Genomic DNA, 25,217 nt, shown 5'->3' with positions numbered 1-25,217 from the left:
CGATACTCAGCGATATGGGTGGCGACTGTGAACGACTGCCGGGTCGGCTCAGAGCTTCGCGAGCTTCGCCCGGGCGACGAGGAACAGCCCGTACATGACCAGTCCCGCGCTGACGAAGGTCAGGGCGATCGTGCCGTACGGAGGGACGTCGAGGAAGCGGATGGCTCCGTCGAGCCCGGTCGCCTGGCGGGCGTCGCCGGTCAGCGCCGCGACCACGAAGATCCCGCCGGCGAGGCCCAGAGCGAGCCCCTTCGTGATGTAGCCGGTCGCGCCGAGGATCAGCACGGCGGTCCCCGTCGGGCCCTCGGGGATGCGGACGAGCTTGCGGAAGCCGCGCCGGATCCCGATCGCCACGAAGCCGATCCCGCTGCCCAGCACGATCCCGCCGACGATCACGAGGATCACGACACCGACGGTGCTCGTCAGCAGCTCGGTGTTGATGCGGCGTATCGTGGCCGAGGAGCTCGTCGAACCGCCGAGGGCGAAGACGAGCGTGGTGCCCGCGAGGGTGAGCGAGGCGAAGCCCTTGCCGGATTCGACGATCCGGCGGCCCAGGCGGGCGGGGAGGCCCGGCGCGGAGGAGCGCCCGCCGAGGGAGAGCTGCCACAGTCCGAGCGCGACCAGTCCGACCAGCGCGGCCCAGACCACCACGAGGCCGACGGGGGAGTCCGCCATGCGCCCGATCGCTCCGGACGCGTCCGCCTCCCGCGAGGTCTCGTCGCTGACCGCGACGCGCAGGGCGAGGCCGCCGATCAGGAGGTGGATCAGCCCGTTCACGGCGAAGCCCGTGCGGGCGAGGCGCCGGAAGCGCCGGGTCCGGACTCCGGCGCGCGGCGACGGCACGCTCGCAGTGGACATCGCGCAACCCTCTCATCCCCGGCGGCCCCGGCGCCTCCTGACCCGCCGACGCGCGCGTGGCGACCCTCTCCGGCTCCGGCTCCGGTGTCCGTCGACGGCGGCGCTGGTCACTGCTCCCGGGGGCGACGACGCTGCACGACCACGACCGCAGTGAAGAAGGCGGCGGAGAGGACGAGCAGCCCCGCGACTCCGACGAGCAGGAGTCGCGCGGCCACGAGGAACTCCTCCATCGGAGCGTCCGACAGCAGCATCTGGATCGCCGCGACCGCGTGCACCAGGGCGATCGCGCAGACGATCCGCCCGGTGTTCGCGATCCACTGCCACCCGTCGAGGTCCCGATGCGGTCGCTCCACCTCCGCCTGCTCCGCCTCGAAGTCCGCGATGAGCTCACCGAGATCGCCGAGGTCCAGCGGCGATTCCGGCGGGAGTGCCAGCAGTCTCCGCAGCCGCTCCTCCGTGCTCGCTCCGGTCCGCACCAGCACTGCGACGAAGAGCCGGCGCTCGCGAGCAGTCGTCCACCCGGGCACGAGGACGCCCCAGCGGCCCGCCTGATCGTCGTAGCCCTCGTCGCGGTAGGTCTGCGCGAGGAGCTGACGCGCCTCGAGGGCGAGCGGATCCGCGTCGATCCGTGCGCGCAGCTCGCTCCGCCGCGCTCTCAGCCGGCGCCGCTCGTCGGCTTCCGCTCGGTTCATCCGGTCAGTATGGCGCGCCGGGGATCCCGCTCCCGGGGGCGTCGCGAGGCTCGCCCGCGCTCCGAGTGCGGAGAGACGGACGACCGGTGGCCGCTCCCCGGGAAGGGGGGCCGCCACCGGTCGCTCCTGCGTCACCGGGGGCGGTCCGTCCTCGCCCTCGGTGCCGTGCTCAGCAGGTCAGTGCCGGATGGCCCACGGTGGTCGTCGTTCTCGCCGGCGCTCCGGCGACCGTCGCCGAGCTGACGACAGTGACCGACCCTGCTGCTGTGCGCACCGCGCGTGTGCTGAAGGCCGCGCTGACGCTCTTCGTCGGCGGTACCGCCGCGAAGGTCCTGCTGCCGGTGGTGGAGGACACCAGCAGCTCCACCGTGGCAGCGCTGTCGTTGCGCGCCACGACGGTGACGACCACCTTGCCGGCGACGCAGCGTGCAGTGGCGGTCGCGGTCGTGGCGAGCGCGGGGGCGATCGGCTCCGTGGTCGGGGTGCCGATCGAGACCGGCGCGATCGTCACCTTGTCGATGTTCGGGGCGTAGGCGGTGGCGTTGCCCAGGACGATCGGCGCGCTGGCCGACGCGAGCGTCAGCGGGATGGTGCGCTCCCAGAAGCTGTTCCACGAGATCGTGTATCGGAAGTAGGCGCTGCCGACGGTACCGGCGGCTCCCTTCTCCGTCACATCGATGCGCCGGTCGACGACCTGCGGGTTGTAGTCGTGACGGCCGCTCAGCTCTGCGTTCGAGTAGGTCACCGAGAGGTCGTAGGCTCCGGCGGTGTCGAAGCCGGCGGCGCGCGCGATCTCGAGGGTGTTCGCCGCGCCGTTGCCGATGAAGCCCACGTACTGCCCGCCGGAGACGTTCGAGCCGGTGCTCGCGGCGAGGGAGGCGTTCACCGCCGCACCCGTCTTCACCGCGCTCTCGGCCTCGATCGTCTTCGCGGCCGAGTCGGACTCGGCTGCGCGGGTCGTCGTCACCGTGCTGAGGAGCACGCCGGTGGCGGAGCGCAGCTCGATCTCGTTGATGCCCTCGACGAGATGCAGCCGGGTGGTCGAGGACCACAGTCCCGCTGAGCCGGCGCTGACGGTGCTGACCTCGCGGCCGTTCACCGACACGTCGATGCTCGAGGCTCCGCTCGTGCGGTAGTCGAGTGCGACGTCGTAGTAGCCCGTCTTCCACGCGTTCGCATAGACGTCGGCGCGCTGGCCGTCGGCGATGCGGGCGAAGCCGCGGGCGCCCTGGTCGTAGACGACCTGCGCTCCGCCGGCGTAGCGCAGGGTGGACGCGGGGTACACGGTCCTCTCGCCGTCGGTCACGTCGGTGAGCAGGAACTTGTCGAGGGTGATGTCGGCGTGAGGGAGCACTGTCGTCCCGTTCTCGCTCGCGCGCAGCGAGAGCGTGTGCCGACCGGCGGTCAGTTCGACCGTCACCTCGGCACTGCCCCGGTACTGCCACTTCTGCGTGTTCGTCAGGGCGAGGTCGGCGGTGTACTGCACGAGCTGGTTCTTCGCGCCGTCGACGAAGAGGGCGTGGCGTCCGGGGACGCCCGGGGTCGAGCCGATCACCTGGAAGCGGTAGCTGCCGGTGCGCGGGACGGTGACGGTCCAGTCGGCCTTCGAGGAGGCGTTGTCGAACGAACCGACGTCGCGTCCGCCGGAGGCGAGGAACTTCCAGCCGCCGCCGTCGGTCGGGTTCTGCGTGTAGGCCTGGGCGCCGGAGAGGACCGTGTCCTCCGCCTCGATGCTGGTCTGCCAGTCCGGGGTCGTGGCGACCGTGCGGTCCTGCGCGGGGGTGATGATCACCTGGTAGGCGGCGTAGCGGTCGTAGCTCGGGACGGAGAGGTCGAGCGAGCCGGAGGCGAGTGCCGCTCCGTCGACGGCGGAGACGACGCGCGGTGTGCCGTGCACGCCCTGAGCACCGGAGAGCGTGGCCTCACGGACCTCGACGTCCACGGTCGAGCCGAAGACGGCGGGGTCGAGGCCGTCGAGGTCGAGGACGACGTCCGAGGCGCCTGAGCCGCCGTAGAGCACGGTCGCACGCTTGTTCGCCGCGTCGATCGCGCCGATGCCCTGCAGAGTGTCGGCGGTGTCCGCCTTCGGGGGCGTGACCGCGACGGTCTTCGAGCCCTCGAGGTCGCCGTACCACTTGAACATCCACCAGCCGGCGTTCGCCGCGTTGGGGCGGGCGCTGTTGTCGGAGAGGTTGCCGGCGTAGTTCCAGTACGCGACCTGCGCGTCGACCTTCTCGTCCTCGAACATCGAGAGCCACTGGATCAGCTGGCCGGGCGTGCCCATGTCGCGCAGCATCCCGTACTCGGTGATGTTGATCGGGATGTCCGGGATGCCGCGGGCGTCCTCGAGGCCGCGGTAGTGCTCGAGGTGGGAGCGGAAGGTGGCGAGGTTGTCGATGCCGAGCTCGTGCCAGATCATGACCTGCGGCAGTGTGCCGGTCGACTCCGCGTAGTCGAGGAAGTCGGCCGTGCGAGCCGGCTGGTAGGAGGCGTCGCCCGGCCCGCCGACGCGGGCGGTGCCGAGACCGTGGCGGGCGTAGACCTCCTGGATGACGTCGTAGGCGGCCTTCCAGTCGGCGAGGAAGGTGTCCTTCAGCGCGCCCCAGTCGTTGTACCAGTTGCCGCCGTCGGGCTCGTTGAACGGGATGTGCACGTAGTCCTGCGGGCGGTCAGACTTCGTGGCGACCGCCTCGGTGACGAACTCGACGATCTCGAGGTAGTCCCACACGCCGTTGGGAGTGTTCGCGTAGGTGCCGGTCGCCTGGTCGTAGGTGCGGGTGTCGCCCGGGCGCTTCCCGCCGTTGTAGGCCCAGTCGGGGTAGTAGTCCTGCGTGTAGATGTACATGTCCTCGCCGTGCTTCGCGAAGAAGCCGTCCTCGACCTTGAGGGCGTCGCCGCTCGGGTGCTGGGTGCCGAACGGCGCCTTCTGCGAGGTGTTGGTGATGTGCGCTCCGTCGATGAGCGCCTGCGTGGGCGCCCCTTCGTCGCCGAAGCCGTAGAGGGTGCCGGTGGCGCCGCCTCGGAAGTCGCCGGTGGTCCGGGAGAAGTCCACGGCGAGGGTCTCGGAGCCGACTGCCGCGTTCGCGGGGGCTGCGACGGCGGTGAGGCCGAGTCCGCTGAGGGCGACGCCGAGCGCGGCGGCGCAGGCGAGTGCTCTGGAGGCTTTCTTCATCGAATGCTCTTCCTGTGGGAGGGGGCGGCGGAGCGCCGCTGGCAGCACGATAGCGATTTCAGATCTTCCTGGCCAGGCTTTCATGAAAGCGGTATCGCGTTTGCAGCCGCTCCTGAGGCCTCGATCCCGATCTGCTCTTGCGTTTTGCTGAAATCGGTATCAGTATCAGTCGAGCTTCCACCGGGAGCGAGCCTTCCACTCCACGACGACGAGGAGACCCGTGCCGCACGACCTGACCTGGGGAGATCCCGAGTCCCTCCAGCTGACCTTCGCCGACGGCCCGACCGACCCGTTCCGGCTGGTCGCGCTGACCGCCCGGGGCGTCGCGCTCCGGGCGACCCACTGCGTGCCGTTCGTCGAGATCACCACCGTCGAGTCCGGCCACGCGCCGGCGAGCAGCCGGCTGTCCCACTCGCAGCTGGGCGCGGCGCTGCGCTACGTGTCGCACCACGAGAGCGTCGTCGACGGCGTCGACGTGCTGGAGATCACGACCGAGGCCCCCGGACTGATCGCGGTCGCCGTGCTCCGGATGGTGCCCGGCGTCGCCGCAGTCACCTCGGAGGTCGTCGTCCGGGCGACCGAGCGCCAGGTGCTGCGCTCGGTCGCCTCGTGGAGCTGCGACCCGGGTGCCACCGCGAGCGACGCAGCGGAGACGGGCAAGGAGTCCTTCGCCCGCTGGTCACTGCTGCGCGGACGCAACGACTGGCTGGGCGAGGGCCGCTGGAGCAGCACACCGCTGCGCGAAGCCGGCCTGGTCACACTCCGCGAGGACATCACCGGGCACGACCCGCGCGGCGCGATCGGCGCGGTCTCGACCGGCAGCTGGTCGACAGGGGAGCAGCTCCCGGTCGCCGGTCTCATCGCTCCCGACGCCGCCCTCCTCTGGCAGATCGAGCACAACGGCGCCTGGCGCTGGGAGGTCGGCGAGGACATCGACGGCGGCTCGATCGCGCTCTCGGGCCCCACCGATCTCGACCACGGCTGGCTCTGCGCGCTCGAGCCCGGTGAGGAGTTCCGCTCCGTCCCCGTCACGGTCGCCGTCGGCGCCGACGCCACGGCCGCGGGGGATGCGCTCGCCCTCAGCCGACGGGCCCGCCGCCGCGACCACCCGGACAACGCGGCGATGCCCGTCGTCTTCAACGACTACATGAACACCCTCAACGGTGATCCGACCACCGCGAAGCTGCTGCCTCTGGTCGACGCGGCCGCCGCGAGCGGCGCCGAGATCTTCTGCATCGACGCCGGCTGGTACGACGACAGCGGAGTCGCCGGCGGCTGGTGGAGCAGCGTCGGCGCCTGGCAGCCCTCGACCGTCCGCTTCCCGGACGGACTCTGCGAGGTCATCGAGCGGATCCGCGCGCGCGGCCTCGTGCCCGGGCTCTGGCTCGAGCCCGAGGTCATCGGAGTCGACAGCCCCCTCGCCGGCGAGCTGCCGGACGACGCGTTCCTGCAGCGGGCGGGCGTGCGGATCGAGGAGCACGAGCGGTTCCATCTCGACCTGCGCCATCCCGCGGCGCGTACGCACCTCGACGCCACGATCGACCGGCTGGTCGGGGACTTCGGCGTCGGCTTCTTCAAGTTCGACTACAACATCGACGCCGGCCCGGGCACGGATCGCGACGCCGACTCGACAGGCGCGGGCCTGCTGGGCCACAACCGGGCCTACCTCGACTGGCTCGACGGCGTGCTCGACCGCCACCCGACGCTCGTGATCGAGAGCTGCTCCTCCGGCGCGATGCGCAGCGACTGGGCGGTGATGTCCCGGCTCCAGATGCAGTCGACCTCCGACCAGCAAGACTTCCGCCTCTACCCGCCGATCGCGGCCGCGGCTCCGATGATGCTGCTGCCCGAGCAGGCCGCCAGCTGGGCGTACCCGCAGTCGGACATGAGCGACGAGGAGATCGCGTTCTGCCTCGTCACGGGACTGCTCGGACGGTTCTACCTCTCCGGCTACCTGAACACGATGTCGGAGCCGCAGCTCGCGCTCGTCGACGAGGCCGTCGCCGCGGCGAAGCGGTTGCGCGGGCCGATCGCCGCATCCCTCCCGCGCTGGCCGCTCGGACTGCCGGGCTGGACGGACGACGCGGTCGCCCTGGCGCTCGCGTCCGGCGACGACCACCACGTCTCGGTCTGGCGCCGCGCGGGCGAGGGCGAGCTCGTCCTCGACTTCCCGGAGCTGCGCGGCACGGCGGTCGACGTCTCCGTCGTCTTCCCTACGACCCTCGAGCCCTGGAGCGCTGAGTGGAGTGCCGATCAGGGCCGTCTGATCCTGCGCCCGACCGGTTCCGGTCCCTCCGCCCGCACCTTCCTGCTCCGCCGCTCCCGCGGCTGACCCCCTCCGCGCACCCCCACGCGGTTCTCCCTCCACCACCGAAAGCCTGAGGAATTCGATGAAGAAGTCACTCGTCTCATTGGCGGTCATCGCCACGACATCCGCCCTGCTCCTCGCCGGCTGCAGCGACCCCGGCGCCGGCGGCTCGTCGGGCAACGGCGGCGCCCCCGCGTCCTGGCCCGCCCAGGACACGGACCTGACCGGCACGGACCTCACCATCTGGGCAGCCCAGAACTCGAACAAGGTCCCCGACTCGGTGATCGAGGGATTCGAGAAGCTCACCGGGGCCACCGTCGACGTCGAGACGATCCCGGACCCCTACGAGCAGGGCGTGCAGACCAAGGTCGCGACCGGCGACAAGCCCGACCTCGCGTTCTGGCAGCCCACCGCCTCCCAGCTCACGGCCCTCAACGCGAAGACGAACCTGCAGAACCTCGACGGAGCGCCCTGGCTCGATGACGTCGACCCGTCGCTCAAGGACATCACCGGTCTGCTCGACGACACCCGCTACGCCGCCCTGGTGACGACCCCCGCTGTCGAGGGCGTCTATTACAACAAGAAGGTCTTCGAGGCGAACGGCATCACCGGGACCCCCACCGACTGGGACTCGTTCGTCGAGCTCGGGCGGCAGCTGAAGGACAAGGGCGTCACCCCGTTCTTCGAGATGGGCGCCGACCGCTGGGCCACTCAGTGGTGGGTGCAGGTGCAGCTCGCCGACGCGGCGAAGGACGGCCTCTGGGACCGCGTCAACTCGGGCGAGGAGAAGTTCACCGACCCGACCATCCAGGGTGCGATCGACTCCTACAAGGGCCTGATCGACGAAGGCCTGTTCAACTCCGACATCAAGACCGCGACCTTCGAGGACCAGGGCGCAGCCCTCCTCGCCGGCGATGCGGCCATGGTCGTGCAGGTCAACTCGTTCTTCAGCCAGCTCCAGTCCCTCTCGGACACGGCGACGTTGAACGACACGATCGGGTTCTTCCCCATCTCGCCCTCGGGCAACACCGGCACCTTCATCCCCGACCAGTCCAACGCGCTCGTCGCCTTCGCCACCGGTGACGAGAAGAAGGAGGCGGCGTCCCGCCAGTTCCTCTCCTACTGGCTCGGCGACGGCTACTCGGACTTCGTCACCGCGCAGGACACGATCTCGCTCCAGCCCGGGGTGACCACGCCCGACACCGTGCCCGCCGCCCTCGTCTCGGTGAGCGACTCCGTCGGCGACTCCGTCGGCTCGATGCAGGCCCAGGCGATCGCCAACCCCGATCTGTACATCTACCTCGCCGACATGATCCAGGGCACCAAGACCCCGGAGGAGGTCGCCCAGGCGACGCAGGACCAGTTCGCGCAGCTCGCGAAGGCTCAGGGAGCCACCGGCTTCTAGCCGCCGATCGCGGGGTCCGCCGTCAGCGGCGGGCCCCGCCCCCCTCTCCTCTGAAAGGCAGTGCACCGCGTGTCCACCACTCGAGCCGTCGCACCACCCCGGGTCCTCGCCCGGGCCGCCGATTCGCCCCGTCCCCCGCGCGGCCGGCGATCCGACCACCCTCTGGTCTTCCTCCTCCCCGCCCTCGCGGTGCTGGTCGTGTTCTTCTTCGTGCCGACGCTCTTCAACTTCGTCTACGCGTTCACCGACTGGTCCAGCTTCAAGTCGGCGATCGGCTTCGTCGGCGCAGCGAACTTCGTCGACCTCTTCCAGAGCGGCACCCTCATCCAGGCCCTGCGGGTGACGCTGGTCTACGCGGTGCTCGTCGCAGTGTTCCAGAACGTCTTCGGCCTGATCCTCGCGCTTCTGCTCGAGAAGGACACGCGGGTCAACCGATTCGCCCGGGTGATGTTCTTCATCCCCGTGATCATGTCCGCCCTCGCGGTCGGCTACGTGTTCCAGGCGCTCCTGAAGCCCGACGGTGCGCTGAACGGCATCCTCTCCACCGTGTCCGGGCAGCCGGTCTCGATCGCCTGGCTCGGAGACACGACCTGGACGATCGTCGTCGTCGCGCTGATCCACTCCTGGAAGTGGATGGGGCTCTCGATGCTGATCTACCTGGCGGGACTGAAGACGATCTCGGGCGACGTGCTCGAGGCCGCGCGGCTCGACGGCTCCTCGTGGTGGCAGACCTTCCGCGACATCCGGTTCCCGCTGATCGCCCCCGCGCTGACCTTCAACGTGGCGACAGCGCTGCTCGGCTCGATGAACGGCTTCGACATCGTCCAGGCCACGACCGAGGGCGGACCCGGCGGCACGACCGAGCTGCTCAACATCTTCATCTTCCGCACCTTCGGCCAGGGACTGTTCGCGCAGGCCACGACGATGAGCCTGATCCTCTTCGTCACCGTCGCGATCCTCGCCTTCCCCGTCATCCGCATCCTGCGCCGCCGAGAGGACGTCCTGTGAGCACCACGATCGAGAGGCCCGTCCGCCCGGCGGCCCGCCCGCAGGAGCCGCGTCCGCGCCGCTCCCGCCCGGCACTGCTCCAGCCGATCGCGGCGCTCGGCAGCGTCGTCCTCCTGCTCGGCGTGCCGTTCTGGCTGATCGTCGGCACCGCCGGGAAGACCCAGGCCGAGGCTCTGAACCCCGACCTCGCCCCGCCGTCGCAGTGGCAGCTGTTCGAGAACTTCGCCACGGTCTTCACGGACGGCCGCATGGTGCCGGCGTTTCTCGGCAGCGTCCTCGTCATGGTCCCCTCCGTGCTCGGGGTCCTCGTCCTCGGCTCGATGGCCGCCTGGATCCTCGGTCGGCGGACCGGCCGCGGCATGGCCGTCGTCTACGCGCTCGCCATCAGCGGCATCGTCCTGCCGCCCGCGGTCGTCACCGTGGTGCTGCTGCTGCGCCAGATCGGGCTCGCCGGCACCGCCGTCGGCATGGTCGGCGTGTACATGGGCATGTACCTCTCGACGGTGATCTTCTTCGTCACCGGCTTCGTCCGCACCATCCCCGCGGAGCTGGAGGAGGCGGCGCGCGTCGACGGTGCGCGGCCGATCCGGGTGTTCTTCACGATCATCCTGCCGCTGCTGATGCCGGTGCTCGCCACCGCGACGATCCTGATCTGCCTCTACATCTGGAACGACGTCTTCTACGCGCTGTTCGTGGTCGGCGGCCGGCTCGACACCCTTCCGCTGAACCTGTACCAGGTGGCCAGCGCCGGGCTCTACCTCCAGAACTGGCACCTGATCTTCTCCTATATCATCCTGATGAGCCTGCCCCTGCTCCTGGTGTTCGTCTTCGCGCAGCGCAAGATCATCTCCGGCATCACGAGCGGCGCGGTGAAGTGACCGCCGACCTTGCCGGCACCGAGTCGAGTGCTCTCGCCCCGACGTGGCTCACGGCGCACCTGCAGGAGGACAGACGACGGAAGCGAGACCGGGTGCCGCGGGACAGATCGTCGAGGGCCCCCGTCATCGCTGACGTCGCCCGCCTCGCCGAGGTCTCGGTCCCGACGGTGTCCCGGGTGCTCACGGGAGCGGCGCGTGTCGCGCCCGAGAAGCGCGAGCGCGTCCTCGCGGCGATCGCCGAGCTGAACTACAGGCCGAGCGCCGTCGCCCGGAACCTCGTCACACGACGGTCCCGGACGATCGCGATCATCGCGGGCAACACCTCGCAGTACGGCTACGCCGAGGCGATCCGGGGGATCGAGGAGGAGGCGCGCGGCGGCGGGTACACGGTCACGATCACCGTGGTGGAGTCGGCGGACCCCCGGCACGTCGAGCGCGCGCTGACCCTCGTGCTGGATCAGAGCCCGGACGGCATCGTCGTGCTCAAGTTCGACCCGCCCGGCGTCGCGACGCTGGCGGCGCTGCCCGAGACCGTTCCCGTGGTCGCCCTGTCCGGAGTCCGGGGGAAGCGGCCGCAGGCGGTGCTGGACGAGCTCCATGCCGCCGAGGCGCTCACGCAGCACCTCCTCGATCTCGGCCACGAGACGGTCCACCACGTCCGCATCCCGCCCTCCCGGCGCGAGGACGGTCGCACCACAGGCTGGCGCCGCGCACTCAGAGCCGCCGGGGTGGCCCCGGCTCCCGCCCTGCTGGAGGCGACGTGGGAGCCGGAGTCCGGCCGCCGCCTGGCCGCCCGGCTGGTCGCCGATCCGACCGTGACCGCGGTCTTCTGCGGCAACGACGAGATCGCGATGGGTGTCATCAAGGGCATCACGGAAGCGGGTCTGCGGGTACCCGAGGACATCAGCGTCGTCGGGTTCGACGACCATCCGCTGGCGCGGATGTGGACGCCCGCGCTGACCACCGTCCGCCAGGACTTCGCTGGGCTCGGCCGCCGCGGGTTCGGACTGCTCCTCCGGGCGATGGAGGGCGAGGCCGACCGGGCCTTCTCGTCCGAGCGACCCGCGCTCGTCGTCCGGGACAGCTCAGGACCACCCCGGAGCAGGTGAGGCACCGGCTCTCACGCCCCGGGTCGAACGGCGCCGTCTCATCCCGTCCCGCCCCGTCAGCAGCAGCCGCAGGCCTCGGAGTCCTCGCTCGTCAGCGCGGAGATCGGCGTCGTGCAGGACTCGCCGCGCCAGGCCTCCAGGCCCTCGCGGACGGCGACCGCGGCGATCACGAGGCCGGCGACGGGGTCGGCCCACGTCCATCCGAGCGTGCTGTTCAGCAGCAGGCCCACCAGGACGGCGGCGGAGAGGTACGAGCAGAGGAGCGTCTGCTTCGAGTCGGCGACGGCCGAGGCCGAGCCGAGCTCGCGGCCGGTCCGGCGCTCGAGCAGGGAGAACGCGGGCATCACCAGCAGGCTGACGGCGGCCAGCACGATGCCGACGGGGGAGTGCTGGGCCTCCGAGAATCCGAGCAGCGCCCGGAGCGAGTCGACGGCGACGAACGCGGCCAGGCCGAGGAATGAGACGGCGATCACCCGCAGCGCGGTGCGCTCGCGCGCCTCCGGATCGCGGCCCGAGAACTGCCAGGCGACGGCCGCGGCGGAGAGCACCTCCACCACGGAGTCGAGGCCGAAGGCGACGAGTGCGGTGGACGACGCGACCGTCCCGGCGGCGAGTGCCACGATCGCCTCCACCACGTTGTAGGCGATGGTCGCGCCGACGATCCAGCGGATCCGCCTCTGCAGCACGCGGCGGCGGGCGGGGAGGAGCGGAGCGCGCAGGGCGGTCATGCGCAGCGGCAGTCGTCGCCGGAGCAGCAGTCCGGATCGACGACCAGGGCCAGGCGGAGCAGGTGGTCGAGCGCCCCGGCGATCCGGGTCTCGGCCAGCCGGTACCAGGTGTACCGGCCGTCCTTCACGGCCTCCACCAGCCCGCATCCGCGGAGGCATGCGAGCTGATTCGACATCACCTGCCGCGACACCCCGAGCGCGTCCGCGAGGTCGGAGGGGACGGCCGGAGCCTCGCGCAGCGCGAGCAGGATCCGGGACCGGGTCTCGTCCGCCAGAGCGGATCCGAGGCGCGCGAGAGCGGCGGAGTGGGTGAGGGTCGCGGAGGCGGGCACGGGAGCGACGGTACACGCGATGCTGTATCGAGCGCGAGGGCGGTGGTCTCTCCTCGAACGTGCGGGCTCCCCTCCTGCTCCCCCCGTCGGGTGGGCGGACGGGCCGCACTGCCGCGGATCCCCGGGGCCGGCCTCCACGGCGCGCCGCGTACGGCCCGCGCGCCGTGCCAGGATCCCCTTGATCACGGCGCCCGTCCGCCGCTCCGCCGCTCGGTCTCCTGGAAGGGCCACGGACCCGCCTTGCTCGATGCCACGACCCTCCGCGTCGCCTTCGGGGTCACCGCCCTCACCCTCTTCCTGCTGTTCGCGCTGGTCACCTACCGGTCGACGCGCTCGTCCTTCAGCTTCTGGTGGTGCACGGCGCTCGCGCTGTTCATGGGCGGCTCGCTCGCCTACCTCCGCGACGGCACGGCCGACCAGGTGTGGGCGAATCCGCTCGGCAACGGGCTCATCGTGGCCGGCGCCGCCGCGGTCTGGGCGGCGAGCCGCTCCCTCCGCGGCCGGCCGACGCCGTGGTGGCTGGTGGTCGCTCCGACCGTGGTGGTGACGGGCGTGTCCAGCCTCGACTCGCCCGCCGTCAACGACTGGTCGGGAGGGCCGCTCTACCTCGCCTCGATGGCGCTCCTCATCGGCCTGTCGACCCGCGAGATCACGCTGCTCGGCGCCGGGCGCTCGCGCACGCGCTGGCCGCTGCTGCTGAGCTCCGGCGCCCTCTCCCTCTACTACGCGCTCCGGTTCGCCGTATTCCTGGCCGCGGGGCTGCGCAGCGAGCTGTTCGCGACCTGGTTCGGGACCCCGACCACCACGCTAATCACGCTGGTGCTGCTGGTCGTGGTGTCGTTCAGCATGGCGTCGCTCAGCGGCGAGCAGGTCGCGCAGATGCTCACCGCCGGCGCCGCCCGCTCGCGGCAGGAGCTCGCCGACGGCGAGAGGGTGCAGCGGCGGCTCGAGCCCCGCTCGGTCCCGGACCTCCCGGGCTACGACGTCGCCGGCGCCTGCGTGCCCAGCGGGACGGTGAGCGGCGACTTCTTCGACTGGCGCTGCACGCCCGACGGGCTCGCCGTCACCGTCGCCGACGTGATGGGCAAGGGGGTCGGCGCCGCGATGATCGCCGCCACGGTCCGCGCCGCCCTGCGCGTCACTCCTCCCGCCCTCGGCCCCGCGGCGACGATGGCGCTCATCGACCGGGTCGTCGAGCCGGACCTGGCGGCGAACGACGCGTTCGTCACGCTCCTCCACCTGCGGCTCAGCGCCTCGACCGGCGACATCGCGCTCGTCGACGCCGGGCACGGACTCGGGATCGTCTGCCGCGCCGACGGCTCGCGCGAGCGCATCCCCTCCGCCCACCTGCCGCTCGGCCTCCTCGGCACGCAGGAGTGGCAGCCGACCGGCCTCCGACTCCACCCCGGCGACCTGCTGCTGATCTGCAGCGACGGCGTGCTGGACCTCTTCGACGGCTCCCTCGCCGCCCTCGACCGGGTGGCCGACGCGGCCGTCGCCGCCCCTGCGACCGCCGCCGACGCGGTCGCCGGCGTCACAGGCCTGGCGGCCGAGGGAATGCTGGCGGACGACGTGACCGTGGTGGCGATCCGGCGGACCTCGGGGAGCTGACCCGGCCTCAGCCCCGCCCCGCCTGCAGCCGGAGCCCGGCCAGCAGCAGGTCGAGGCCGGAGCGGAACACGTCGAGGTCGTCGTGCGTCGCCATGACGTCGGCCGCGTGGTGGCCGAAGGGGAACTCCTCCGGATCGAGGGCGCGCCAGCGGTCGGCCAGATGCTCGAGGAACTCGCCTCTCTCCATCCCGCTCTCGAGGAACTCGCGGGGCGGCGGCTGCGCCAGGTCGGCCGCGACTCCGACGACGTAGCTGACGATGGACGACACGGCGTGGAACCGCTGCCGGGGCGTCAGGTCGAGAGCCATGAGCTGCTGCCCGAGGCGCTCGTACATCGCCATCGAGTTGGGCTGCACCCCGGTCGTGCGGAGCATGTAGAGGCCGAACCAGGGTCGGCGGACGCACTCGTCGAAGAGGGCCAGTGCGACGGCGCGGACGTTGTCGATCGGGTCCGGCCCGTGGGTGAGCGGCTCGCTGTCTGCGAGGACCCGACCCATGACCTCGTCGGTCGCCCGCTCCAGCAGCTCGTCGCGGCTGCCGACGTACCAGTAGATGCTCGCCACACCGCCGCCGAGTCGGGCCGCGAGCGCGCGGAACGTGAGGGCCGACTCCCCGGACTCGTCGAGGATCGCGATCGCCTCGGCCAGCACGGTGTCGAGCGAGTGCGACGCTCGGCGGCGGCCCCGGGCGGGGGAGGGCGCGGCAGCGGTCTCCGTCGGGCGATCTGCAGGCATGGCTTGCATCTTACCGAACGGCGTTCCATACTATCGAACGCCGTACGAGAGTCGAACGGCGTTCGATAGGAAGGCGCCTCGATGTCCGCTCCGACGACCACGTCCGCCGAGTCCCGCGCTCACACCTCCCTCCGCTCCGCGGCACTCCCGCTCGCCGCTCTCTGCCTCGCGTTCTTCGTCGAGATGGTCGACAACACGCTGCTCTCGATCGCCCTCCCGACGATCGGACGCTCACTCGACGGGTCGACCGCCGGACTGCAGTGGGTGACCGGTGCCTACTCCCTGACCTTCGGCGGGCTGCTGCTGACAGCCGGGTCCGCCGCCGACCGGTTCGGCCGCCGCCGCGTGCTCCTCACCGGCCTCGCCGCGTTCGGGCTGATCAGCCTCGCCGTCGTCCTCGTCACCGACATCGGCCAGCTGATCGCCCTCCGCGCGGCGCTCGGCTGCGCCGCGGCCGCCATGGCGCCCGTCACGATGTCGCTGGTGTTCCGGCTCTTCGACGACGAGAGGCTCCGCATGCGGTCGATCACGATCGTGATGATCGTCGGGATGTCCGGCATGGTCCTCGGCCCCCTCCTCGGCGGCTCGATCCTCAGCACCGTCAGCTGGCAGTGGCTGCTCGTCGTCAACGCCCCGATCGCGCTGCTGGTCTGGATCGGCGTGCGCCTCGGAGTTCCCGCGGACCAGCGCGCCGACCTCACCTCCGGTCGGCTCGACCTGCCGGGGACCGCCCTCACCGTCGCCGCGGTGGGGCTCGGCTGCTACACACTCACCAGCGGAGTCGAGAACGGCTGGCTGTCGCTCCTCACGATCGCCTGCGCCGCGGGCACCGTCGCCGCCGTCGCGGGATTCGTCGTCCGCGAGCGCCGCGCCGTCTCGCCCATGATCGACCTCGCGATCTTCCGCGCCGGCCCCGCGCGGGGAGCGGCGCTCACGCAGCTCGGCGCCTCGGTCGCCTTCGCGAGCGTCCTGTTCGGCCTGATCCTGCACTTCCAGTACGCCTATGGCTGGAGCCCGGTGCGCGCCGGCCTCGCGAACCTGCCCGTCATCGTCACGATGCTCGCCGCCACTCCGGTCACCGAGCGCCTCGCCGCGAAGCTGGGGCACCGCGCGGCCTGCCTGATCGGCACCGGGCTCCTGGTCGGCGCGCTGCTCGGGATGTCCTGGGCGGTGGACCGGGGCTACCTCGCGATCGCCGTGATGATGGTCGTGATGACGGTGGGCCTGCGGACGATCATGACCATCTGCGCCGTCGCCCTCGTCGAGGCGATGCCCGCGAACCGCACCTCGATCGGTGCGGCGCTCAACGACACGGCCCAGGAGATCGGCACCAGCATCGGCACGGCCGTCGTCGGCACGCTGATCGCCGCACTGGTGGCGACCACCCTCCCGGCGGGCGCGTGGAGCGCAGACCTCGTCCGGAGCTTCTTCGCGGGTGAGCGGGTCGCTTTCCTGGTCGTGGCGGTCCTCGTCGGCGTGATCGCGACGATCGGCTCGCTGTCCCTCAGCGACTCCCGCTCCACCGAGGAGCCGGCGGCGGCCTAGTCCGTCGTGTCGCGCCGGGCGTCCTCGAGGTCGGCGATGTCCGTGTACTCGAGGAAGTCCAGCGGCGGGATGTCCGTCATCTCCTCGCTCCAGGAGGGGCGGGCCGGCTGCATGCGGCGCGTCTCGAGCTCGATGTGGGCGATGACTTCCGCGTCGTCCGGCTCCTCCACCTCGCTGCTGTCGATCGGCACCGACCAGAGCTGGCTCGCCGGCCCGATCAGCAGGTGGGCGTAGGCGCGTCCGCCGCCCTCGGTCAGGACCGGCACCGAGACGACATCCGACTTGCTGACGTCCGCGAGGGCCCGGGCGTACCGGAGGACCGCCTTGCAGGTCAGGTCGCCGACGAGCAGGTGGCCGCTGGAGTAGTGCAGTTTCCGCATGCATCCAGCCTCCGCGCGCCGCCCGCGGGGCCTCAAGAGGGTTGCCCTGGGAAGGCGGTGCCCCTAATGGGCCGGGAGGTCCCGCCCGATCGGGGTCATCGCTCCGGGTGTCCGGCGCTCTCGCGGAGCTCGCGGCCGTCGGCGACGTCCTCGGCGTGCTTCTCGGCTTTCTTGTCGCTCTGCCGGGTGTCGCGGGGCGGGAGCTGGATGTGCTCCTCGGCTTCGATGCCGGCCTGCAGCTGGCGGCCGCGCTCGAGCTCGGCGTCGAACTCGGCCCCGAAGAGCAGGGCGAGGTTCGTGATCCAGAGCCAGAGGAGGAAGACGATCACGCCGCCGAGGGCGCCGTAGGTCTTGTTGTAGTTGCTGAAGTTGGCGACGTAGAACGCGAAGCCGGCCGAGGCCAGCGCCCAGACGACGAGGGCGAGGATCGAGCCCATGCTGGTCCAGCGGAACTTCGGCTGCCGCACGTTGGGGGACCAGTGGTAGAGGACCGCGACGATGACGACCATGATCGCGATCAGCACCGGCCACTTGGCGATGCTCCACACGGTCAGGGCGACCTCGCCGAGGCCGATCGCGTCGCCGATGGTCTGCGCGATCGAACCGCTGAGCACGAGGATCAGTCCGGCGATGACGAGCAGGAGGACCGTCACGAGGGTGACGGCGAGCATCGTGGGGCGCAGCTTCCAGATCGGGCGGCCCTCGTCGATCTCGTAGACGCGGTTCATGCCGCGCCCGAAGGCGCCGACGTAGCCGGAGGCGGACCAGAGGGCGCCGAGGACACCGGTGACGAACGCCAGGCCGGCGGCGGGGCTGGAGGTGAGCTCCTGGATCGGGCCGCGGACCGTGTCGAGGACGTCGGCCGAGACGAACCCGCCGGCGATCTCGAGCACGGTGTCGGTCGTGGTCTCGGCCTGGCCGAAGAGGCCGAGGATCGAGACGATCGCGAGCAGCCCGGGGAACAGCGCGAGGACGGCGTAGTAGGTCAGCCCCGCCGCGATGTCCGTGCACTGGTCGGCGCCGAACTCGCGGAGCGTCTTCTTGAGGACGTAGCCCCACGAGCGCTTGGTGACGTCCGTCGGTCCGTCGGGCTTGCGGGAGTCGTCGGGGTCGGGCGCGGTGCGGTCGCGCTCGGTGCTGGTCTGGGCCACGGTCGTCCTCCATCTCGAGCGTCTGCGGATCGTCGGGGACGGAAGGACCGCCTGCGATCGCTCCGAGCCCCGACGACGCCGTGCTCGCCACCGACCGTAGGAGCGCCGGACGCTCAGGGCAGGACGGTTGACAGCCGCCCGTCGAGTCCGGTGGGGGAGGTGTTCCGCGGTGGAGCCCGCGCTCAGAGCTGCGCGAGCAGCCTCTCGCACGCCTGCTCGCAGCGGCGGCAGGCCTCGGCGCAGATTCGGCAGTGCTCGTGCATCCCGGCGTGCCGCTCGCAGTCGTCGGCGCAGGCGCGGCAGGCCAGGAGGCAGGCCTCGACGAGGGCACGGACGGCCGCGGATCCGACGACGCCGCGGCGCGAGAGCACGGCGCCGGTCGCGGCGCACACGTCGGCGCAGGCGAGGTCGGTGCGGATGCAGTGGACCAGCTCGGCGACCGACTCCTCGCCGAGGCACGCGTCGGCGCAGGCGGTGCAGGTGAGTGCGCAGGCGCCGCACGCGTCGATGCACTCGGCCAGGACCTCCGGATCGACGCCTCGCAGCTCCTCGGGGTGGCTCCGGATCATGTCGCTCGTGCTGCTCATGGCGCGTCCTCTCGTCGTGACCCCGGCGGGTCGATCGGTCCGGGCGACGCTACGGGCCCGCCCGCCACCGGGCGAGGGCCTGGCCAGGCACTGCGGCCGGTGATAGCCGGGCGGTCAGCCCCTCACGACGAAGGCGTCGTGGATCAGGTTGCCCCCGGTCGCCGCCGGATTCCGTGTGCTGCCGCGGGTGATCGTGACGGTGTGGGTGCCGGCGGGCAGGGTCCCGCTGGTCCAGACGGTCTGGGCGGAGCGGGTGGTGGCGCTGTAGCGGTCGACCGAGGCCACGAGGACGCCGTCGAGGCGGACCTCGTCGATCCCGGACGTGCTGGACCGGCGGCTCACCCACGAGACTCCGGTGCCGGTGAAGCGGAGGGTGGCGGAGGCGCCCCCTGTCGACGAGAAGGAGACACCGCCGCCGCTGTCCGCGGAGGAGGAGGTGGTGGACCAGGTGCCCGTGACGGCGACGGCCGGCGAGCCGTTCTGGTGGGTGCCGGCCCCGACGGCGGCGAGCGGAGTCGCGGTGGCGGTCGGCGTGGAGGTCGAGGTCGGCGCGGCGGTGGCGGTCGGCGTGGGCGTGGCCGTCGGCACCGGAGTGGCGGCCCTCTTCGCGAGCACGATGGACGCCGTCGCTCCCTTCAGCCCGCTCGGCCGGAACGTGATCGTCGTCGCGGTGCTCGTCCTGCTCGTCACGCTCAGGGCGGCGCTCGAGGACACCGTGCCCGCGGTCGGCCGCGCGAGCGTCACGGTGAGCGCGCTCGTCGAGACCTGCGTCGGGTCGACGGTCGAGACGGTCACCGTGTCCGCGTCCTCCCGGATCGAGACCAGGCCGGCGCCGGTGATGCTCGCGACCCGGGTGCCTCCGACGAGCACGGGGCTCGTGGTCCCGGCCTTCCACGACACGGCGCTCACGGTGCCGGTCGAGCGGTCGCGGGCGGCGCTCAGCTGGGGGGTGTTGCTGAGCACGGTCACGTCCGGGTCCACCGCGTACGCGGCGGTCGCCGCCTCGGAGGCGCCGGGGAGGACCGTGTACGCGTACGAGGCGCCGGTCGGGTTCGTGCCGTGGCTCGTCGTGAGGGAGTAGTAGTGGCCGGTCACCGGCGCCGTCGGACCGGCGGCGCTCACGGCGCTCCAGGCTCCGGTGCGGGTCCGCCCCTGCGCGGTCAGGGCGATCGGCGTCGGGAAGACGTAGCCCACCGACTCCGCGGAGCCGGTGATCGAGGCCCAGCGGGCGGTGCTCGTGGCGGTCGCCTCCGCACCGCGGAGGACGCCGTCGACGCGGAGCCTCGCGTCGGGAGCGACGTCGCGGCGGTCGTCGATCACCGTCTCCGCGCGCCGGCGCACCCCGTCCCAGCCGGTCCCGGACATGTCGGTCGCCGTGATCCCGGAGCCGAGCGCGAGGATCTCGTCGTCGAAGGTGAACCAGGCCTTCTTCGCGACCAGGCTCACCGACGCCGCGTCGAAGTCGAGCGCCGCGATCCCCGTCCGCCGCGACGGGCTCTCGAGGCTCCCGGTGAAGGTCGTCGTCGGGCGGGACGACGCGCCCTCGCCCGCGCTCCGGACGATCGTGTCCTCGGTGGTGCCGGGCATCCGGTACGGGTTCGCCGTGGCCCAGTAGCCGTCGTCGTACTGGCGCCCGCTGCCCAGGTGGAGCGACGTCGCTCCGTCGCCGGTGTACCAGCCGCTGCGGTTCTCGCCGTTGAGCGACTCGTAGCGGGCGATCCGCGTGCTCGACAGGCCGACGGCGAAGCCCGAGGTCGCCGTGGTCCGCGTGAAGCGGTCCATCCCGGCGAAGGCCCGGACGCCCGAGCCGATCGGGGTCGCGATCAGGCCCGTGTCGGCGAGGACGAGCCGCGCGCGCACGACGTCGCTGACGGACCCGGCCGTCTCGATGCTCACGGGGCTGCCGGCGTTGCAGGCCAGCCAGCTCTTCGCCAGCGCGTTCGTCCGTGTCCTGGCCGAGGGAGGGGCGCTGTCGGCGAGGCGCAGCACCGCCGCCTGCAGCTGGACGCCGACGTCGCCGTCCTCCGACTCCGCCCGCGCGGTCTCGCGGCCGCGGACCGTCGACATCACGGCGCCGCACCAGGTGACGGGGGCGAAGGAGGAGGCGAGCCGGTCGTACACGCCGAGCCCCTCCGGGCTCGTGATCTCCCAGCGGGAGCCGTCGAGCAGCGAGTACAGGTCGTCGAGGGTGTCGAGCATCGAGAGCCCGTACCCGCCGCTGTAGGCGAAGACGCTGTGCTGCACGAAGGAGCCGTCGGCGTGGAAGCCGTCGCCGGACGCCACCGTCCTCAGCGCCGGGTCGATGCCGGCGGCCGCCTCCGCGATCTTCGCCGGCTGCTTCAGAAGCACTGCCCGCCCGGCGATGACCGCCGCCGTCCAGACGCGGTTGGCGCCGGTCCGGGTGACGGTGTCGGCGAAGCGCGTCGAGGCCGACAGGTAGGCCTGCACCTGCGCCGCCGAGAGGTCGGGGTAGAGGAGGGCGGTGATGCTGTTCAGCTCGAGCGGGATGCCGATCTGCTGCTCCCACCAGCGGGAGGTGCCGGTGGTGGAGCGGTTGTAGCGGTTCGCCGAGAGCCAGTCGGCGGTCGTGACGACGTCGCGGAGGAGCGCCGGGTCGCCGCTGAGGGCGGTGCCGGGGGTCTTCAGCGCGGTCGCGAGGACGGTGACCCGCTTGTAGGCGGTCCACACCTCCACCGCCGAGGTGCCCGTGACCAGATCGGGCCAGGGCTCGCCGCCGTCGGTCTCGAGCGTCGACCAGTAGCCCTCGGCCTCGGCGACGAGGCGGCCCTTCGCCGCGGCGAGGCCGCCGACGCTCCCGCTTCCCGGGATCGTGCCCGTCAGATCGGCGACGAGGGCGAGGCGCATCGCGTCGTACTCGTCGCCCGCCGAGTCGACGGCGGACGCTGTCGGCGCGGTGGCGAGCGGGAGGATCAGGACGGTCACGAGCAGGAGCGCCGCAGCGAGTGGGCTCCCGCGCCGGGGCGCGTCGGATCGAGAGGGTCGGTTCGTCTCCGCGCGCGATCGGCGGAGGGGACGCGGCTGAGTGGGCACGGGCGCTCCTGAGGCGACGCCCACGAGCCTGCGGGCTTCGGGTGCTCGCGGGTCGCCGGGGGAGCGTCGGGTGAAGAGTAGGGGTCCGCTCCGTCCGGCGGCAAGAGGCGGAGGCGAGGACGGCCGGGATCGGCCACCGCCGACGCTCCCGACCGCGCGATCTGCGACAGCCGTACCCCGTGAGGGGTACAGAGGCGCCGAAGGTCCCCCACCCGTCAAGCGGGGCGATACGGTCGGAGGTGCGTGTGCGCTCCGGGGAGTCCCGGCGCGGCGCGCAGGGGGAAGGGGGCACGGATGATCGAGGCCGAGCAGGATCCGCGGCTGGTGGCGCTCGAGATGATGGGGTCGGCTCCGGAGGAGCGCTTCGACCGGATCACACGGATGGCCGAGGAGCTGTTCCGCGTGCCCGTGGCCGAGATCCACTTCCTCGACGACACCACGCTGTTCACGAAGTCCCCGCAGCGTCCGGACGCCGTGCTCGCCTACCCGCGCGCCGGCACCTTCTGCGACGCGACGCTCGAGAAGCGCACCACCTTCGTCGTGCCGGACCTCGGTGCCGACGAGGCGTGGGCCGGGCACGAGCACGTCGCGGGGTACCCGCACGTCCGCTTCTACGCCGGGCGGCCGCTGTCGGTCGAGGGCGACCTGCAGCTGGGCACCCTCTGCCTCATCGACTTCGTGCCCCGGAGCCTCACCCCGGACGAGCGGCAGCTGCTCGAGGAGTTCGGCGAGTGGGTCGAGCGGGAGCTGCGCGACACGGCGGAGCGCGACCGCGCCGCCGACATGCAGACGCAGATGGCTCCCTCCTCCCTCCACCACCCCGCCGGCTACGAGCTCTCGGGGCTCTCGCTGCCGCGGTGGACGATCACCGGCGACTTCTACAGCTGGCGCGGCGACGACGAGACGGTCGACCTGACCCTCGTGGACGTGATGGGCAAGGGGACGGCGGCGGCGATCGTGGCCGCGTCGATCCGCTCCGCGTTCCGGGCGCGCCTGGGCGGCGACCCCGACGCGGTCGTCAGCGCGGTGAGCGCCCAGCTGCACGACGACTTCACGGCCACCGAGACCTTCGCGACCCTCTTCCACGGGCGCCTCGACACCGCGTCCGGCCGGATCGACTTCGTCGACGCGGGCCACGGGCTCACCGTCCTCCTCCGCGCCGACGGCTCGTTCCAGCGGCTCGCGGCACTGGGCCTCCCACTGGGCATCGCGGAGGACGGCGGCTGGATCACCCAGACCGTGGAGCTCGCGGTCGGCGACTCGCTCCTGGCCTTCACCGACGGCGTCCTCGACCTCTACGACGGGACGCTGCAGTCCCTGGCGCGCGCGGTCGACCTCGCCCGCGACTCCGCCGACACCGCCGCGTTCCTGCAGGCGCTGAAGGCGCTCGCCGCCTCCGGCTCCGCGTCCGACGACATCACCGCCCTCGTGCTGACCCGCACGGGCGCCGACCGCTCCGCCGAGAAGGACCCCGCATGACGTTCACGACCGAGACGACCGCCCCCGACATCGCCGTGCTGCGGGGGGAGGGGCGGCTCAACGCGGCCTCGGCTCCGGAGCTGCGCTCGGCCGTCCGCCGGGCGATCGACGAGGGCAGCCCCCGCATCGTCGTCGAGCTCAGCGCGGTGACGTTCATGGACTCCTCCGGCCTCGGCGCCCTGGTCGGCGCTCTCAAGACCGCGCGGCAGGCGGGCGGCGACCTGCGGATCGCGGCGCCCAGCGAGCAGGTCGTGATGGTGCTGCAGCTGTCCAATCTGGACCGGGTGCTCACCCTCTTCGACACGGCCGGCGACGCGTACCGTGACTGAGCGCAGCGTCGGGTTCCGCACGCCCCCGGACGACACCGAGGTCGTCCACGAGATGCTCGCCGGGCTCTGGGGCGAGCGGCCGGACCTGCCGGCCCGCGACCGCATGGCCGTCGAGACGGCGCTGGTCGAGCTGGTCGACAACGTCATCCAGCACGCGACGTCGACGACGACGATCGTCTGCCGCCTCGTCGTGCGCGTCGAGGGAGACGCGATCCACGCGGAGCTGGTCGACACGGCCGATCCGCCGGACATCGGCACGGGGCCGCGGGAGATGCCGGACGTCTTCGCGGAGTCGGGCCGCGGGCTCGCTCTCATCCAGGCTCTGACGACCACGTTCGAGCACGAGCGCTCGGAGGGGCGCAACGTCTGGACCCTGACCCGGGCGCTGGACTCCTAGCGACTGGCGCGGATCAGCGGATCGTGTGCGCGGTGATGACCGCGGCGGCACGCGCCAGGTCGTCCGCCATGCCGTTCAGCCCGGGGGAGGCCTTCAGCACCTCCGCGCTGACCTCGTCGTAGCGCTCGTCCACCTGCGCGAGCAGCTGCTCCCCGGAGGCGGTGAGGCGCAGGAGGACGCTGCGGCGGTCCTGCGGGTTGGCGAGCCTGTCGACGTGGCCGGCGGTCGCCAGCCGGTCGAGGAGCGCGGTCACGGCGCCCGTCGAGAGAGAGAGCTCCAGACCCAGCCACTTCGGCGTGAGGTCGGGCGACTCGCCGAGGACCTCGAGCGCGGTGAGCTCCGAGATGCCCACGCCCACGCCCGCGGCGATGCTCGCGCGGAGGTGCCGCTGCGCGTTCTCGAGCAGGCGGAGCGACTGCCGCAGCTGCACGGCGGGCGCGTCCTGGTCGACGTCGCGCGGGGTCGGTCTCTCGGTGGTCATTCGTCCTTCTCGGGGTAGGGCTGGGGTCATCGTACGGGTCGCCCTCGGGGGTCCCGGCCTGTCACCCGGACAGGGGGTGAAAGAACGATTGCAATGTATCTTTGCCATCAAGTAACTTAGCGGTCAATCGAGTTCGGCGGAACACCAGCCGGACCCTTCCCCTTCAGCATCAGCCCGCCCCACCCGATCAGGAGTCCTGCCATGTCGACCCACACCGCCAAGTCCAAGCGCGTCCGCTTCGCTCCCCTCGCCATCGCGACGAGCATCGCCGCCGCCGCTCTCCTCTCCGTTTCGATGTCCGGCACCCTGTCCGGCTTCGTCGCGAGCATCTCCAACACCGGCAACACCGCCGCCTCCGGCTCGCTCGTCATGGAGGAGAAGTCGACCGGCGCCAGCCCCATCACCTGCCTCAGCACCGACGGCGGCTCGATCAGCACCAACACCGCGACCTGCGCGACCATCAACAAGTTCGGCGGATCGACCACGATGGTCCCCGGCCAGACCGTCACCACCGCGATCACGCTGAAGAACACCGGCACCGTCGCCGCCAACACCTTCACGCTGACTCCCGGCGCCACCTGCTCGCAGAGCAACAACGTCGCGGCCGGCGCCTCCGGCTCCGCCACCGACTTCTGCGGCAAGCTCAACGTCGTGATCACCTCCGGCGGGACCACCGTCTTCACGGGCACCGCCGCGACCCTCGCCGGCTCCGCCGTCAAGACCCTCAACACCGCCCCGGTCACCCCCGGCACCTCCACCCCCTTCTCCATCGCCGTGACCCTCGACTCGTCGGCCACCAACGCCTACCAGGGCCTGTCCGCCTCGCTCCCGCTCACCTGGACCTTCGCGAGCTGATCCCCTCTCCACCCGGCCCGGAGCGCCCCCGCGCGACGGGCCGGGGGAGGAGCGTCCCGCAGCGCTCCTCCTGCACCGCCCCCGAGAACCCTCCTCTCCCCCGAGAACCGCGCCGCACGGCGCACACC

The 25,217-nt window shown here is 71.9% G+C and carries 22 protein-coding genes; 11 read left to right on the top strand and 11 right to left on the bottom strand.

The features are described from left to right. Positions 1-48 precede the first annotated feature (48 nt). The 3 genes from C5C25_RS14390 to C5C25_RS14380 form a co-directional block, all read right to left on the bottom strand. Entirely contained in the window at positions 49-858 is an 810-nt protein-coding gene (locus tag C5C25_RS14390; protein WP_104250996.1) for a DUF1206 domain-containing protein, read from the bottom strand. A gap of 107 nt (positions 859-965) precedes the next feature. Beyond that, positions 966-1,550 carry a hypothetical protein gene (locus C5C25_RS14385; protein ID WP_104250995.1) on the bottom strand — a complete coding sequence of 195 codons (585 nt, stop codon included), beginning with the start codon at positions 1,548-1,550 and terminating at the stop codon, positions 966-968. A 169-nt stretch (positions 1,551-1,719) separates the two neighbouring features. Continuing rightward, positions 1,720-4,722, bottom strand: coding sequence for a CBM35 domain-containing protein (locus C5C25_RS14380; RefSeq protein ID WP_146079483.1), 3,003 nt, complete (start codon positions 4,720-4,722; stop codon positions 1,720-1,722). A gap of 220 nt (positions 4,723-4,942) precedes the next feature. Here C5C25_RS14380 and C5C25_RS14375 point away from each other — a divergent pair, with 220 nt between their 5' ends. The 5 genes from C5C25_RS14375 to C5C25_RS14355 all read left to right on the top strand — a co-directional run bounded on the left by C5C25_RS14375 (position 4,943) and on the right by C5C25_RS14355 (position 11,430). Then, the gene (locus C5C25_RS14375; protein WP_258069427.1) at positions 4,943-7,054 is read left to right on the top strand and encodes a glycoside hydrolase family 36 protein; all 2,112 of its coding nucleotides are present in this window, start codon (positions 4,943-4,945) and stop codon (positions 7,052-7,054) included. A gap of 58 nt (positions 7,055-7,112) precedes the next feature. Next, positions 7,113-8,435, top strand: coding sequence for an ABC transporter substrate-binding protein (locus C5C25_RS14370; RefSeq protein ID WP_104250994.1), 1,323 nt, complete (start codon positions 7,113-7,115; stop codon positions 8,433-8,435). A 69-nt stretch (positions 8,436-8,504) separates the two neighbouring features. Beyond that, the gene (locus C5C25_RS14365) at positions 8,505-9,443 is read left to right on the top strand and encodes a carbohydrate ABC transporter permease (protein WP_104251013.1); all 939 of its coding nucleotides are present in this window, start codon (positions 8,505-8,507) and stop codon (positions 9,441-9,443) included. Further along, a complete protein-coding gene (locus C5C25_RS14360; protein ID WP_258069426.1) occupies positions 9,440-10,321 on the top strand; it encodes a carbohydrate ABC transporter permease in 882 nt (293 codons plus the stop codon). Before C5C25_RS14365 ends, C5C25_RS14360 begins: the two co-directional genes overlap by 4 nt. A gap of 92 nt (positions 10,322-10,413) precedes the next feature. After that, on the top strand, positions 10,414-11,430 hold the full coding sequence (locus C5C25_RS14355; RefSeq protein WP_104251011.1) for a LacI family DNA-binding transcriptional regulator: 1,017 nt from the start codon (positions 10,414-10,416) through the stop codon (positions 11,428-11,430). A 56-nt stretch (positions 11,431-11,486) separates the two neighbouring features. Here C5C25_RS14355 and C5C25_RS14350 read toward each other — a convergent pair whose 3' ends face one another. Together C5C25_RS14350 and C5C25_RS14345 are read right to left on the bottom strand one after the other, a co-directional pair. After that, entirely contained in the window at positions 11,487-12,158 is a 672-nt protein-coding gene (locus tag C5C25_RS14350) for a cation diffusion facilitator family transporter (RefSeq protein WP_104250993.1), read from the bottom strand. Next, positions 12,155-12,490, bottom strand: a complete 336-nt coding sequence (locus C5C25_RS14345; RefSeq protein WP_104224288.1) for a helix-turn-helix transcriptional regulator — start codon at positions 12,488-12,490, stop codon at positions 12,155-12,157. Before C5C25_RS14345 ends, C5C25_RS14350 begins: the two co-directional genes overlap by 4 nt. Before the next feature lie 240 nt (positions 12,491-12,730). Between C5C25_RS14345 and C5C25_RS14340 the strand changes: the two genes are divergently transcribed. Further along, positions 12,731-14,101, top strand: coding sequence for a PP2C family protein-serine/threonine phosphatase (locus C5C25_RS14340; RefSeq protein ID WP_104250992.1), 1,371 nt, complete (start codon positions 12,731-12,733; stop codon positions 14,099-14,101). A gap of 7 nt (positions 14,102-14,108) precedes the next feature. Here the strand turns inward: C5C25_RS14340 and C5C25_RS14335 are convergent, their stop codons facing one another. Continuing rightward, the gene (locus C5C25_RS14335; RefSeq protein WP_219812210.1) at positions 14,109-14,834 is read right to left on the bottom strand and encodes a TetR/AcrR family transcriptional regulator; all 726 of its coding nucleotides are present in this window, start codon (positions 14,832-14,834) and stop codon (positions 14,109-14,111) included. An 81-nt stretch (positions 14,835-14,915) separates the two neighbouring features. Here C5C25_RS14335 and C5C25_RS14330 point away from each other — a divergent pair, with 81 nt between their 5' ends. Next, the gene (locus C5C25_RS14330; RefSeq protein WP_104227133.1) at positions 14,916-16,379 is read left to right on the top strand and encodes an MFS transporter; all 1,464 of its coding nucleotides are present in this window, start codon (positions 14,916-14,918) and stop codon (positions 16,377-16,379) included. Here the strand turns inward: C5C25_RS14330 and C5C25_RS14325 are convergent. From C5C25_RS14325 to C5C25_RS14310, 4 genes are all read right to left on the bottom strand, one after another. Next, positions 16,376-16,759 carry a hypothetical protein gene (locus C5C25_RS14325; RefSeq protein WP_104250991.1) on the bottom strand — a complete coding sequence of 128 codons (384 nt, stop codon included), beginning with the start codon at positions 16,757-16,759 and terminating at the stop codon, positions 16,376-16,378. The two genes, C5C25_RS14330 and C5C25_RS14325, sit on opposite strands and share 4 nt — an antisense overlap. Positions 16,760-16,854: 95 nt before the next feature. Continuing rightward, positions 16,855-17,910, bottom strand: coding sequence for a YihY/virulence factor BrkB family protein (locus C5C25_RS14320; protein WP_104224283.1), 1,056 nt, complete (start codon positions 17,908-17,910; stop codon positions 16,855-16,857). 182 nt (positions 17,911-18,092) lie between these two features. Continuing rightward, the gene (locus C5C25_RS14315; protein WP_104250990.1) at positions 18,093-18,497 is read right to left on the bottom strand and encodes a four-helix bundle copper-binding protein; all 405 of its coding nucleotides are present in this window, start codon (positions 18,495-18,497) and stop codon (positions 18,093-18,095) included. A gap of 114 nt (positions 18,498-18,611) precedes the next feature. Next, entirely contained in the window at positions 18,612-21,440 is a 2,829-nt protein-coding gene (locus tag C5C25_RS14310) for a polysaccharide lyase 8 family protein (RefSeq protein ID WP_104250989.1), read from the bottom strand. Positions 21,441-21,842: 402 nt separating this feature from the next. Between C5C25_RS14310 and C5C25_RS14305 the strand changes: the two genes are divergently transcribed. From C5C25_RS14305 to C5C25_RS14295, 3 genes are read left to right on the top strand one after another with little or no spacing between them, the layout of a single operon-like run. Further along, positions 21,843-23,027 (top strand): PP2C family protein-serine/threonine phosphatase, encoded by a 1,185-nt coding sequence (locus tag C5C25_RS14305; RefSeq protein WP_104250988.1) that lies wholly within the window; start codon positions 21,843-21,845, stop codon positions 23,025-23,027. After that, a complete protein-coding gene (locus C5C25_RS14300) occupies positions 23,024-23,356 on the top strand; it encodes an STAS domain-containing protein (protein WP_104227127.1) in 333 nt (110 codons plus the stop codon). The genes C5C25_RS14305 and C5C25_RS14300 overlap by 4 nt, the downstream gene beginning before the upstream one ends. Further along, the gene (locus tag C5C25_RS14295) at positions 23,349-23,753 is read left to right on the top strand and encodes an ATP-binding protein (protein ID WP_104227126.1); all 405 of its coding nucleotides are present in this window, start codon (positions 23,349-23,351) and stop codon (positions 23,751-23,753) included. The genes C5C25_RS14300 and C5C25_RS14295 overlap by 8 nt, the downstream gene beginning before the upstream one ends. A gap of 13 nt (positions 23,754-23,766) precedes the next feature. On the opposite strand, the gene C5C25_RS14290 is transcribed toward C5C25_RS14295, so the two are convergent. Further along, a complete protein-coding gene (locus C5C25_RS14290) occupies positions 23,767-24,234 on the bottom strand; it encodes a MarR family transcriptional regulator (RefSeq protein ID WP_104224277.1) in 468 nt (155 codons plus the stop codon). A 201-nt stretch (positions 24,235-24,435) separates the two neighbouring features. On the opposite strand from C5C25_RS14290, the gene C5C25_RS14285 reads away from it, so the two are divergent. Next, on the top strand, positions 24,436-25,089 hold the full coding sequence (locus C5C25_RS14285; protein ID WP_104234050.1) for a hypothetical protein: 654 nt from the start codon (positions 24,436-24,438) through the stop codon (positions 25,087-25,089). Positions 25,090-25,217 lie beyond the last annotated feature (128 nt).

Source organism: Rathayibacter sp. AY2B9 (assembly GCF_002931595.1).
In the GTDB taxonomy this organism is placed as follows: domain Bacteria; phylum Actinomycetota; class Actinomycetes; order Actinomycetales; family Microbacteriaceae; genus Rathayibacter.
Note: the sequence above shows the minus strand (reverse complement) of the source record. Positions and strands in the feature narration are given on the sequence as shown.

Excerpts from the sequence above, each read along its gene's own strand:
- C5C25_RS14390 (WP_104250996.1), bottom strand. The coding sequence starts at position 858 with ATGTCCACTGCGAGCGTGCCGTCGCCGCGCGCCGGAGTCCGGACCCGG.
- C5C25_RS14370 (WP_104250994.1), top strand. The coding sequence starts at position 7,113 with ATGAAGAAGTCACTCGTCTCATTGGCGGTCATCGCCACGACATCCGCC.
- C5C25_RS14315 (WP_104250990.1), bottom strand. The coding sequence starts at position 18,497 with ATGAGCAGCACGAGCGACATGATCCGGAGCCACCCCGAGGAGCTGCGA.
- C5C25_RS14350 (WP_104250993.1), bottom strand. The coding sequence starts at position 12,158 with ATGACCGCCCTGCGCGCTCCGCTCCTCCCCGCCCGCCGCCGCGTGCTG.
- C5C25_RS14385 (WP_104250995.1), bottom strand. The coding sequence starts at position 1,550 with ATGAACCGAGCGGAAGCCGACGAGCGGCGCCGGCTGAGAGCGCGGCGG.
- C5C25_RS14380 (WP_146079483.1), bottom strand. The coding sequence starts at position 4,722 with ATGAAGAAAGCCTCCAGAGCACTCGCCTGCGCCGCCGCGCTCGGCGTC.
- C5C25_RS14290 (WP_104224277.1), bottom strand. The coding sequence starts at position 24,234 with ATGACCACCGAGAGACCGACCCCGCGCGACGTCGACCAGGACGCGCCC.
- C5C25_RS14335 (WP_219812210.1), bottom strand. The coding sequence starts at position 14,834 with ATGCCTGCAGATCGCCCGACGGAGACCGCTGCCGCGCCCTCCCCCGCC.
- C5C25_RS14325 (WP_104250991.1), bottom strand. The coding sequence starts at position 16,759 with ATGCGGAAACTGCACTACTCCAGCGGCCACCTGCTCGTCGGCGACCTG.
- C5C25_RS14305 (WP_104250988.1), top strand. The coding sequence starts at position 21,843 with ATGATCGAGGCCGAGCAGGATCCGCGGCTGGTGGCGCTCGAGATGATG.
- C5C25_RS14330 (WP_104227133.1), top strand. The coding sequence starts at position 14,916 with ATGTCCGCTCCGACGACCACGTCCGCCGAGTCCCGCGCTCACACCTCC.
- C5C25_RS14285 (WP_104234050.1), top strand. The coding sequence starts at position 24,436 with ATGTCGACCCACACCGCCAAGTCCAAGCGCGTCCGCTTCGCTCCCCTC.
- C5C25_RS14300 (WP_104227127.1), top strand. The coding sequence starts at position 23,024 with ATGACGTTCACGACCGAGACGACCGCCCCCGACATCGCCGTGCTGCGG.